Source organism: Pseudomonas sp. o96-267 (genome assembly GCF_003935465.1).
GTDB classification, from domain to species: Bacteria; Pseudomonadota; Gammaproteobacteria; order Pseudomonadales; family Pseudomonadaceae; genus Aquipseudomonas; species Aquipseudomonas sediminis.
On sequence record NZ_RHQP01000021.1, the window covers coordinates 76,948 to 89,005 of the forward strand.

Here is a 12,058-nt window from a genome sequence, read left to right on the forward strand (position 1 = left end):
GCCTTAAGCCTTCTTCGCTTTCTGCGCCAGGGCAGCATTGACGAAACCGCTGAACAGCGGATGGCCGTCACGCGGCGTGGAGGTGAACTCAGGATGGAACTGGCAGGCGACGAACCACGGATGATCCGGCGCCTCGACCACTTCGACCAGTGCACCGTCGCCAGAACGGCCGGTGACCTTCAGGCCAGCCTCGGTCAGCTTCGGCAGCAGGTTGTTGTTCACCTCGTAACGGTGACGGTGACGTTCGACGATCACGTCCTTGCCATAGCAGTCGTGTACCTTGGAGCCGCTCAGCAGTTGGCAATCCTGCGCACCCAGGCGCATGGTGCCGCCCAGGTCAGAGCTTTCACTGCGCTGCTCGGTGGCGCCAGTTGCGTCCTGCCATTCGGTAATCAGGCCCACCACCGGATGAGCACTGGCCATGTCGAATTCGGAAGAGTTGGCGTCAGTCCAACCCACGACGTTACGGGCGTACTCGATGACCGCTACCTGCATGCCGAGGCAGATGCCCAGATAGGGAATCTTGTTCTCGCGAGCGTACTGCACGGTCTTGATCTTGCCTTCCACGCCACGCAGACCGAAGCCGCCCGGCACCAGGATGGCATCGACGCCTTCGAGCAGGCCAGTGCCCTGGTTCTCGATGTCTTCGGAGTCGATATAACGCAGGTTGACCTTGGTACGGTTCTGGATGCCGGCGTGGCTCATCGCTTCGATCAGCGACTTGTACGCGTCCAGCAGCTCCATGTACTTACCGACCATGGCGATGGTGACTTCTTTTTCCGGATTGAGCTTGGCATCGACGACGCGATCCCACTCGGACAGGTCGGCGCCGCCGCACTCTAGGCCGAAACGCTCGACGACGAAGTCATCCAGACCCTGAGCATGCAGCACGCCCGGAATCTTGTAGATGGTGTCGACGTCTTCCAGGCTGATCACCGCACGCTCTTCGACGTTGGTGAACAGGGCGATCTTGCGGCGTGAGGAGACATCGATCGGGTGATCGGAGCGGCACACCAGCACGTCAGGCTGCAGGCCGATGGAGCGCAGTTCCTTGACCGAGTGCTGAGTCGGCTTGGTCTTGGTCTCACCAGCGGTGGCGATGTACGGCACCAGGGTCAGGTGCATCAGCATCGCGCGCTTGGCGCCCACTTCCACACGCAGTTGGCGGATGGCCTCGAGGAACGGTTGCGATTCGATGTCACCCACGGTGCCGCCGATTTCCACCAGGGCCACGTCGGCATCGCCTGCGCCCTTGATGATGCGACGCTTGATCTCGTCGGTGATGTGCGGGATGACCTGAATGGTCGCGCCCAGGTAATCACCACGGCGCTCCTTGCGCAGTACGTCCTCGTACACACGACCGGTGGTGAAGTTGTTGCTCTTGGTCATCGTGGTGCGGATGAACCGCTCGTAGTGACCCAGGTCGAGGTCGGTCTCGGCGCCGTCGTGGGTGGCGAACACCTCACCGTGCTGGAACGGGCTCATGGTGCCCGGATCGACGTTGATGTAAGGGTCCAGCTTGAGCATGGTGACCTTCAGGCCCCGCGCCTCCAGGATGGCCGCCAGTGAAGCCGAGGCGATGCCTTTCCCCAATGAAGAAACAACACCACCCGTGACGAAGATGTAGCGCGTCATGAAAAACCCTAGAAGTCTGCGTTTAAGCGGTCAATGCCGCCGGGGAAAGCGAAGGAGCGCCATCAATAGCAAAAATGGCAAGCTCGCCAAGCTCCCTGAGGGAGTCGGCAAAAGCTGTATTAAGACGGGAGCGTAGTCTACCGGAAAGGCCTTACCAGCTCAAACCTTGCACGCCGATAGGCGGCGACCACTGCAGACGCGCCCCGCTCGCCTGAATTACTGACGACTGCGTCAGGTTCGCCACCGCCATCAACTCATCACCATCGAACAACAGCGGCAGGCGCGGGCGCACGAATGCCGGCACGCGCAGCTCATTGAGCAGACGCTTGAGATCGCGCCTGCCGCGCCCCGGCACCTGCAGTGACTCACCACCCTGGCGGTAACGCAAATGCCAGCGACTTGGCGGCAACTCACCCTGTAGATGCACACAACCGTTACCGGGCAGCTCGACAGGCTCGGGAAACGAGCTGAAGGAAAGATCGAGTGGCTCAAGCTGCTGCAGCCACTCACCGCTAAGCCACCAGAGCCGACCATCGGCACGGTGCAGTTCACCATCGGCCAACTTCCAGATCGGCGCTGCATCCGTGGCGGCATCACGCAGGTCACACCAGCCAGCCCAATGGTCGCTATCGGGCATACGCGTATAAGGCGCCAACCAGTGACGCAGCAAATTGCGCTGGCGCGCCTCACTCAACGCAGTGACAGCCGGCAGATACAGCGACGGCAACGACAACCAGGCAAACGCTGAGCCGCCATGGGCAGCGGCAAGGTCGATCTCGGCCAATTCATCCAGCAACTGCTGCGCCTCAGACAGATGGCCTGCGCTGCGCACCAGACTGCTCGACGCTTGCGGCCAGCGCTCCGCCAGTAGCGGCATCACTTGTCGCCGCAGGAAGTTGCGACTGAAACGCTCATCGGCATTGCTCGGGTCTTCGATCCAGGCAAGGCCATGACTCTGCGCATAGGTCTGTAATTCCGCCCGAGAACAATCGAACAGCGGCCGAATCAGGTGGCCCTGCCCCAACGCTCGACTGGCCGGCATCGCCGCAAGCCCGCGCGCGCCGGCGCCGCGCAGCAGACGAAACAGCAGGGTTTCGGCCTGATCATCACGATGCTGAGCACTGAGCAACACCTCGCCCGGACCAAGCCGCGCAGTGAAAGCCTGATAACGCGCGCTACGCGCTGCCTGCTCGAGACTGGCGCCTGGCGCCACCTGCACCCTGACGATGTCCAGAGCAATACTCAACCGTGCGCAAACCTGCGCGCAATGCTCTGGCCAGGTGTCAGCCGCCGACTGCAAACCATGATGGACATGAATGGCGGAAAGCGGCGGCAGCTTCTCACGCCGAGCCAGATCAACGAGCAAATGCAGCAGCACGGTGGAGTCGAGACCACCGGAGAAGGCGATACACCAGGCAGGAGCCGTACACCACGGCTGCAGGGCCTGGCGCAGGCGAATAGAGAAATCGGTCATTGGCCAAGCTTAAACAACAACGGGCCCGAAGGCCCGTTGAGATAGACGCAGAACGAACTCAGGCGATGCCGTAGCTCATCAGGCGATCGTAACGACGCTTGAGCAGCGCGTCAGTGTCGTGCTTCTGCAGGCTGGCCAGTTGCTTGATCAGCTCCTGACGGATCGACTCGGAAGCTGCGGCCGGGTCACGGTGCGCACCACCCAGCGGTTCAGCGATCACCTGATCGACGATACCCAGATCCTTCAGACGCTCGGCGGTGATGCCCATGGCTTCGGCGGCATCCGGCGCTTTCTCGGCGGTACGCCAGAGAATCGAGGCGCAGCCTTCCGGCGAGATCACCGAGTAGGTGGAGTACTGCAGCATGTTGAGCTGGTCACAAACACCAATGGCCAGTGCACCACCAGAACCACCTTCACCGATGACGGTGGCGATGATCGGCGTTTTCAGACGCGCCATCACGCGCAGATTCCAGGCGATGGCCTCGCTCTGGCCACGCTCCTCGGCATCGATACCTGGGTAGGCACCGGGGGTGTCGATGAAGGTGAGGATCGGCATCTTGAAACGTTCGGCCATTTCCATCAGGCGGCAGGCCTTGCGGTAGCCTTCCGGACGCGGCATGCCGAAGTTGCGGCGCACCTTCTCGCGCACTTCACGGCCTTTCTGGTGGCCGATGATCATCACCGGCTGGTCGCCCAGGCGAGCAATGCCACCGACGATAGCGGCGTCATCAGAGAAGTGACGATCACCGTGCAATTCGTCGAACTCGGTGAAGATGTGCTGGATGTAATCCAGGGTGTAAGGGCGACGCGGGTGGCGCGCGAGCTGCGCGATCTGCCAGCTGGTCAGATTGCCGAAGATGCTTTCGGTCAGGGAGCTGCTCTTGTCCTGCAGGCGGGCAATTTCATCGCCGATATTCAGCGAGTTGTCGTTACCAACCAGGCGTAGCTCTTCGATCTTGGCTTGCAGGTCGGCGATCGGCTGTTCGAAATCGAGGAAATTCGGGTTCATAGTCATCCGTCTTGCGTCGACGGCCAAGTGGCCGGGGAGCTGTATCCATTAGGCGCCCTACCTTAAGGGATAGGGCGCAGCGGGTCGACACCCTCGGGTGCCTTTGCTGCCACGAAGAGGAATTTTCCTCTCGTATATCAGCGGTAGTGCAAAAAGACGTTGTCGCGCCCGAACTGGTCACGCAATGCCTGAATCAAAGTGTCGGCCGGGTCGATTCGCCAGGCATCGCCGAATTGAAGCAAGGCCCGTGCCTCCTCGCCACTGTAGTCGACGGTCACCGGGCAAGCGCCCTTGTGCTTGCTGCACAGTTCGGCCAGCCAGCGCAGGCGGTCGCCCTTCAATGCCTCACTGGCCACCTTCACCCGCAGGCTGTCGGCCAGGCCGGTGCGCGCTTCTTCCAGGCTCATCACGCGCTTGGCGCGCAGGCGCAGGCCACCGGAGAAATCGTCGTTGCTGACCTCGCCCTCGACCACCACCAGCGCATCGTTCTGCAGCAATGCCTGGTTGCTGGCGAAGGCGTCGGCGAACAGTGAGGCTTCGATGCGCCCAGAGCGGTCATCGAGGGTGATGAAGCCCATCTTGTCGCCCTTCTTGTTCTTCATCACCCGCAGGTTGACGATCATCCCAGCGATGGTCTGGGTATCGCGCGCCGGCTTCAGTTCGACGATGCGCTGACGGGCGAAACGGCGAATCTCGCCTTCGTACTCGTCGATGGGGTGGCCGGACAGGTAGATGCCCAGGGTGTCCTTCTCGCCTTTCAGACGCTCCTTGATCGGCAGTTCGCGGGCCTTGCGGTGGTTGGCGTAGACATCCGCCTCAGGCTCGGCGAACAGGCCGCCGAACAGATCCATATGGCCGCTCTCGGCGCTGCGCGCAGTCTGCTCGGCGGACTGTACCGCTTCTTCCATGGACGCCAGCAGCACGGCGCGGTTCTTGTCGACACTGGCCTGGTAGGCCTTGAGCTCGTCCTGATAGTACGGGCCGAGACGATCCAGCGCGCCGCTGCGGATCAACGCCTCCAGAGTGCGCTTATTGATGCGTTTGAGGTCGACGCGATTGCAGAAGTCGAACAAATCCTTGAATGGCCCACCTTCGGCGCGACATTCGACGATGGCCTCGACCGGCCCCTCGCCCACGCCCTTGACCGCACCTAGACCGTAGACGATACGACCGTCGTCGTTGACGGTGAACTTGAATTCGGAGACGTTCACGTCCGGCGGATCGATGCGCAACTTCATGTTGCGACACTCTTCCACCAGGATCACCACCTTGTCGGTGTTGTGCATGTCCGCCGAGAGCACCGCGGCCATGAACGGCGCCGGGTAATGCGCTTTCAGCCAGGCAGTCTGGTAGGACACCAGACCGTAAGCGGCCGAGTGCGACTTGTTGAAGCCGTAACCGGCGAACTTTTCCACCAGATCGAAGATGTTACCCGCCAGGTTGGCGTCGATGCCATTGCTGGCACAACCCTCGATGAAGCCGCCGCGCTGCTTGGCCATCTCCTCGGGCTTCTTCTTGCCCATGGCGCGACGCAGCATGTCCGCACCACCGAGGGTGTAGCCAGCCATCACCTGAGCGATCTGCATCACCTGTTCCTGGTACAGGATGATGCCGTAGGTGGGCTTGAGCACCGGCTCCAGGCCAGCGTACTGGTAGTCCGGATGCGGGTAGGACAGCTCGGCACGACCGTGCTTACGGTTGATGAAGTCGTCCACCATGCCCGATTGCAGCGGGCCAGGGCGGAACAGCGCCACCAGTGCGATCATGTCTTCCAGGCAGTCGGGCTTGAGCTTCTTGATCAGCTCCTTCATGCCGCGCGATTCAAGCTGGAAGACCGCAGTGGTTTCCGCCTTCTGCAGCATGTCGTAGGTTTTCTTGTCATCCAGCGGGATGAAGTCGATGTTGACCAGATCCTCATCCGGCGCGCCGTCGCGCTTCTGGATACGGTGGATAGTCTCCATCGCCCATTTGATGATGGTCAGCGTACGCAAGCCGAGGAAGTCGAACTTGACCAGGCCGGCCTGCTCGACGTCATCCTTGTCGAACTGGGTCACCAGGCCGCCGCCCTCTTCGTCACAGGCGATCGGCGAAAAGTCGGTCAGCTTGGTCGGCGCGATCACCACACCACCGGCGTGCTTGCCGGTACCACGTACCACGCCTTCGAGCTTGAGCGACATGTCCCAGATCTCCTGGGCTTCCTCGTCGTTTTTGAGGAACTCGCGCAGCGGCTCCTCCATCTCGAAGGCCTTCTCCAGGGTCATGCCAACTTCGAAGGGGATCATCTTCGACAGACGGTCGGCCAGGCCATAGGACTTACCCTGCGCCCGCGCCACATCGCGCACCACCGCCTTGGCCGCCATCGAGCCGAAGGTGATGATCTGACTCACCGCATTACGCCCGTACTTCTCGGCCACGTAGTCGATCACCCGGTCGCGGCCATCCATGCAGAAGTCGACGTCGAAGTCGGGCATGGAAATCCGTTCCGGGTTGAGGAAACGCTCGAACAGCAGGTCATAGGCCAACGGATCGAGGTCGGTGATCTTCAGCACGTAGGCCACCAGCGAACCGGCACCCGAACCACGGCCCGGGCCAACCGGCACGCCGTTGTTCTTGGCCCACTGGATGAAGTCCATAACGATCAGGAAGTAACCGGGGAAACCCATCTGGATGATGATGTCGAGTTCGAAGTTGAGGCGATCGATATAGACCTGCTTCTTCGCCTCGTAATCCGGCGTGTCCTTGGGCAGCAGCACTTCGAGACGCTCTTCCAGGCCCTCGAAGGAGGCGTGGCGCAGGTAATCGTCAATGCCCATGCCGTTTGGTGTGGGGAAGTCCGGCAGGAAATACTTGCCAAGCTGCACGTCGATGTTGCAGCGCTTGGCGATCTCGACCGTGTTCTCCAGTGCCTCGGGCAGGTCGGAGAACAGCTCCCACATTTCGTCGGCGCTTTTCAGGTACTGCTGATCGGAGTAGTGCCGCGGCCGGCGCGGATCGTCGAGGGTACGGCCTTCACCGATGCAGACGCGGGTTTCGTGGGCCTCGAAGTCACCCTGCTTGATGAAGCGCACATCGTTGGTCGCCACCAGCGGTGCCTCGACACGATCGGCCAGCGCCACGGCGGCATGCAGGTATTCCTCGTCACCGACCCGGCTGGTGCGCTGCACTTCCAGATAGAAACGGTCCGGGAATACTGCCATCCATTCGCGCAGACGCGTTTCGGCCAGGGCTTCGTCACCGGCCAGCAGCGCCTGACCCACTTCGCCCTCACGGGCGCCGGACAGCGCAATCAAACCTTCTGCCGCATCCTTGACCCAGTCACGCTGGATAATCACCAGGTCGTTGCTCTGACCTTCGGACCAACCACGAGAGATCAGCTCGGTGAGGTTGCGATAGCCCTTGGCATTCATCGCCAGCAGGGTCAAGCGCGTCAGCGGGCCGTCTTCCTCGGCGCTGGCCATCCAGATATCGGCGCCGCAGATCGGTTTGACCCCAGCGCCCATGGCCGTCTTGTAGAACTTCACCAGCGAGCACATGTTGCTCATGTCGGTGACCGCCACAGCCGGCATGCCGGCCCCGGCAACGGCCTTGATCAGCGGTTTGACCCGCACCAGGCCATCGACCAGGGAGTATTCGGTGTGCAGACGCAGGTGGACGAACGCTTGAGTCATGGGCGGCCTTGCAGGTGAAAACGACAAAGCGCGGATTGTAGCCTAAGAGGGTCTGGCTGAGGGCCAGAGGTTCAACAGGCGTGGCATTTCCCGGCTTGCATCCGGGTCATGCAGCTACACGCCTTCGAGCAAAGCACGTACCGGGGCGAAAGAGCGCCGATGAATCGGCGTAGGCCCCAGGCGTATCAGCGCTTCGAGATGAACGGGCGTGGGGTAACCCTTGTGACCGGCAATTCCGTAGCCGGGATAGAGACGGTCCATTTCGAGCATTTCGCGGTCGCGGCTGACCTTGGCCAGGATCGAAGCGGCGGCGATAGCCGGAACCCGACTGTCGCCCTTGACCACCGGCGCACTCGGCACGGCCAGCTTGGGGCAACGGTTGCCGTCGATCAGTGCCAGCCTCGGCGTTACGCTCAGGCCCTCGACGGCCCGCTGCATCGCCAGCATGGTGGCATGCAGGATATTCAGGCGATCGATCTCCTCGACCTCGGCGCGGGCGATGCACCAGGCCAATGCCTTCTCGCGAATCTCGTCGAAAAGCGCTTCACGGCGCGCCTCGGAGAGTTTCTTCGAGTCGTTCAGGCCGAGAATCGGCCGCGCCGGATCGAGGATCACCGCAGCCGTCACCACGGCACCGCAGAGCGGGCCACGGCCAACCTCGTCAACGCCGGCGACCAGCTCTTCGACCAGGGTAAAGTCCAATCCCAGCTGCATCAGACTCGCCCAGCGAGCTTGAGAACAGCATCAGCCGCAGACAGCGAAGCATCGCGACGCAGCGCACGGTGAATGACGTCGAAACCTTCGGTCTGCACTTGCCCACCATCGATCAGCGGTGCCACGGCCTGGGCCAATGCCTCAGGCGTCGCGGCATCCTGAATCAGCTCAGGCACCAGCAAACGCTCGGCCAGCAGATTAGGCAGCGAGATATAGGGGCTCTTCACCAGGCGCTTGAGGATGCGATAGGTCAGCGGCGCTACGCGGTACGCCACCACCATCGGCCGCTTGTACAAGAGCGCTTCCAGGGTCGCAGTACCCGACGCGATGAGCACTGCATCGCAGGCAGCCAGCGCTTCGTGGGATCGACCGTTGAGCAACGTCAGCGGCAAATCACGCCCTGCCAGCATCTGCTCCAACTGCTCACGGCGCTCGGGGGTGGCGCAAGGCAGGAGGAAACGAACACCCGGGCGAAGCGCACGCAGTCGGATCGCCGCCTCGAGAAACAGCTCACCCAAGCGCGCGACCTCGCCACCACGGCTACCTGGCATGAGCGCGACCACGGGCTCGTCTTGCGGCAGATCCAATGCCTCGCGCGCGGCGGCACGATCAGCTTGCTGGGGAATCGCATCGGCCAGCGGATGACCGACAAAGCGCACCGGCACCTGATGTTCATCGTAGAACTGCGCCTCGAACGGGAACAGGGTCAGCATCAAGTCGCAGGCTTCGCGAATCTTCAGCACACGCTTCTGCCGCCAGGCCCAAACCGAAGGGCTGACGTAATGTACGGTCTTGATCCCAGCACGGCGCAGCTTTAGTTCCAGGCCCAGGTTGAAATCAGGGGCATCGATGCCGATAAACACATCCGGCTGCGCGGCGATCAGATCGCGCGCCAACTGGCGGCGACGGCCAAGCAGTTCGAACAAACGACCGAGCACCTCGACCAGGCCCATCACGGCCAGGCGCTCCATCGGGAAGTAGGATTTCAGGCCCTCGGCTTCCATGCGCGCACCGCCAACGCCGATGAACTCGGTATCTGGATAACGCTGCTTGATGGCCTGCATCAGGCCGGAGCCGAGAATGTCACCGGACGCCTCACCGGCGACCAGTGCGACGCGAATAGGTCTGTTCATAGGAATCAGCGCGTGATGCCGCGCGTGGAGGCCTGGATCGAATCGCGGAAGATCGCCACTTCAGGGAATTGAGCAGCAGACTCGGCCAATTCGGCCAGTGCTTGCTCCACGGTCAGTCCCTGGCGATAAACCTGCTTGTAGCCCTTGCGCAATGCGGCAATGGCTTCGGCTGAGAAACCACGACGACGCATGCCCTCAAAGTTCATGCTGCGCGCCTCGGCCGGGTTACCGAATACGGTAACGAAAGCAGGCACATCCTTGCCAATCGCGGTGCCCATGCCCGAGAAGCTGTGCGCGCCAATGCGGCAGAACTGATGCACCAGGGTATAGCCGGACAGAATCGCCCAGTCGTCGACCCAGACATGACCAGCCAGTGCCGTGTTGTTGACCAGAATGCAATGGTTACCGATCACGCTGTCATGGCCGATATGGGTATAAGCCATGATCAGGTTGTGGTCGCCAATGGTGGTTTCACTGCGATCCTGTACGGTGCCGCGGTGAATGGTGACGCCTTCGCGAATGGTGTTGTGATCGCCGATCACCAGGCGAGTGAGCTCACCTTTGTACTTCAGGTCCGGCGTATCTTCACCGACCGAAGAAAACTGGTAGATGCGGTTGTGCTTGCCAATCACGGTCGGTCCCTTGAGCACTACGTGCGGACCGATGACTGTACCCTCGCCAATTTCCACATCGGCACCAACAATGCTCCAAGGGCCAACGACAACGTCGTCAGCCAATCTGGCACTGGGGTCGATGATCGCGCGTGGGTCAATCAAACTCATAGCTTGCGTTCCGCACAGATGATTTCAGCGGAGCAGACTTCCTTGCCATCGACAGTGGCGCGGCACTCGAATTTCCAGATGCTGCGACGATCGCTCAGATACTTGGCTTCCAGCGTCAGTTGGTCACCCGGCAACACCGGCGAACGGAAACGCAGCTTGTCGGAGCCAACGAAGTAATACAGGGTGCCATCAGCCGGCTTCACGCCCATCATCTTGAAGCCGAGGATACCGGCAGCTTGAGCCATCGCCTCGATGATCAGAACGCCCGGCATGATCGGGTGCTCGGGGAAGTGACCGTTGAAGAACGGCTCATTGATGCTGACATTCTTATAGGCGCGAATCTGTTTGCCTTCGACGTCCAGGTCCACCACACGGTCCACCAGCAGGAACGGATAGCGGTGCGGCAAATATTCACGAATTTCGTTGATGTCCATCATGTCCGGTTAAGCCTGTAAGAAAAGAAAAGAGCACGGCCACGCCGTGCTCAGGCATCAGATGAGACGTTTGCCGTCTGGGTCACGGCGGCCAGCTGTTTTTCCAGCTCACGCAGTCGCTTGGCCATCTCGTCCAACTGACGAATACGGGCCGCACTCTTCTTCCACTCGCCCGCCGGCTGCATGGCGGTACCGGAAGAATAGGCGCCCGGCTCGGTGATCGAACGGGTCACCATGGTCATGCCGGTTACGAACACGTTGTCGCACACTTCGATATGACCAACCATCCCCACACCGCCAGCGATCATGCAGTTCTTGCCGATCTTGGTGCTGCCGGAAATACCGCAGCAACCCGCCATTGCGGTGTTGTCACCAATCTGCACGTTGTGCGCGATCATGATCTGGTTATCGAGCTTAACCCCATTGCCGATCAAGGTATCAGACAGCGCACCACGATCTACCGTGGTGTTGGCGCCGATCTCGACGTCATCACCGATGGTCACTCCACCGATCTGCGCGATCTTCTGCCAGACGCCCTTCTCATTGGCGAAACCGAAGCCCTCACCGCCGATCACGGCACCGGATTGAATCACCACACGCTTGCCGATCTGCACGTCGTGATAGAGCGTCACGCGTGGCGCCAGCCAGCCGCCATCACCCACCACACTACGCGCACCGACTACACAATGGGCACCGATGCTGACATCAGCGCCGATACGTGCACCGCTTTCGATAACCGCAAAAGCGCCAATAGTCGCACTCGGATCGACCTGAGCGTCTTCGGCGATCTGTGCCGTGGCATGAATACCCGACGCAGCCTTGGGCTTGCGATCGAACACATGCGACAGCTGGGCATAAGCCAGGTACGGGTTGGTAACGATCAGGGCATCGCCAGCGTAGCCTTCAGCATCGGCGGCGGTCAGAAGCACGGCACCGGCCTGAGTCTGCGCCAGAAACTTGCGGTACTGGGCATTGGCCAGGAAGCTCAACTGTTCGGGCCTGGCCTCCTGTAAGGTGGCCAGGCCCGTGATGACCTTCGCTTCGGCGCCCCCCCAGGTGGCGCCAAGCCGCGCAGCCAATTGGCCGAGGGGAACGGTGACGGTGATTCATCTGTGGCTTATAAACAACTGACGCAGCCGACGAGTCAACCTGAGTAGATAACGGTGGTCGAAGTAACATTTAAAATCAGAGTTTTTGCTGGATGGGGTG

Annotated in this window: 9 protein-coding genes; all 9 read right to left on the reverse strand. The window is 61.1% G+C overall.

Annotation, left to right across the window (positions count from 1 at the left end; all coding sequences use genetic code 11):
* Positions 1-3: 3 nt before the first annotated feature.
* The 9 genes from EGJ86_RS15540 to lpxD all read right to left on the reverse strand — a co-directional run bounded on the left by EGJ86_RS15540 (position 4) and on the right by lpxD (position 11,955).
* Positions 4-1,635, reverse strand: a complete 1,632-nt coding sequence (locus tag EGJ86_RS15540) for a CTP synthase (protein WP_125835738.1) — start codon at positions 1,633-1,635, stop codon at positions 4-6.
* A gap of 151 nt (positions 1,636-1,786) precedes the next feature.
* On the reverse strand, positions 1,787-3,109 hold the full coding sequence (gene tilS / locus EGJ86_RS15545; protein WP_125835739.1) for a tRNA lysidine(34) synthetase TilS: 1,323 nt from the start codon (positions 3,107-3,109) through the stop codon (positions 1,787-1,789).
* 58 nt (positions 3,110-3,167) lie between these two features.
* Positions 3,168-4,118: an acetyl-CoA carboxylase carboxyltransferase subunit alpha gene (locus EGJ86_RS15550; RefSeq protein WP_099523456.1), complete on the reverse strand. Its 951-nt coding sequence runs from the start codon at positions 4,116-4,118 to the stop codon at positions 3,168-3,170.
* A 137-nt stretch (positions 4,119-4,255) separates the two neighbouring features.
* Positions 4,256-7,786, reverse strand: coding sequence for a DNA polymerase III subunit alpha (gene dnaE, locus EGJ86_RS15555; protein WP_125835740.1), 3,531 nt, complete (start codon positions 7,784-7,786; stop codon positions 4,256-4,258).
* Between the two features lie 114 nt (positions 7,787-7,900).
* Positions 7,901-8,500 carry a ribonuclease HII gene (gene rnhB, locus EGJ86_RS15560; protein WP_125835741.1) on the reverse strand — a complete coding sequence of 200 codons (600 nt, stop codon included), beginning with the start codon at positions 8,498-8,500 and terminating at the stop codon, positions 7,901-7,903.
* Positions 8,500-9,633 carry a lipid-A-disaccharide synthase gene (gene lpxB, locus EGJ86_RS15565; protein ID WP_125835742.1) on the reverse strand — a complete coding sequence of 378 codons (1,134 nt, stop codon included), beginning with the start codon at positions 9,631-9,633 and terminating at the stop codon, positions 8,500-8,502. The genes rnhB and lpxB overlap by 1 nt, the downstream gene beginning before the upstream one ends.
* A 5-nt stretch (positions 9,634-9,638) precedes the next feature.
* The gene (gene lpxA, locus EGJ86_RS15570) at positions 9,639-10,415 is read right to left on the reverse strand and encodes an acyl-ACP--UDP-N-acetylglucosamine O-acyltransferase (protein WP_125835743.1); all 777 of its coding nucleotides are present in this window, start codon (positions 10,413-10,415) and stop codon (positions 9,639-9,641) included.
* Positions 10,412-10,852, reverse strand: coding sequence for a 3-hydroxyacyl-ACP dehydratase FabZ (fabZ, locus tag EGJ86_RS15575; protein WP_003244215.1), 441 nt, complete (start codon positions 10,850-10,852; stop codon positions 10,412-10,414). The genes lpxA and fabZ overlap by 4 nt, the downstream gene beginning before the upstream one ends.
* A 47-nt stretch (positions 10,853-10,899) precedes the next feature.
* Positions 10,900-11,955: a UDP-3-O-(3-hydroxymyristoyl)glucosamine N-acyltransferase gene (gene lpxD / locus EGJ86_RS15580; RefSeq protein ID WP_125835744.1), complete on the reverse strand. Its 1,056-nt coding sequence runs from the start codon at positions 11,953-11,955 to the stop codon at positions 10,900-10,902.
* Positions 11,956-12,058 lie beyond the last annotated feature (103 nt).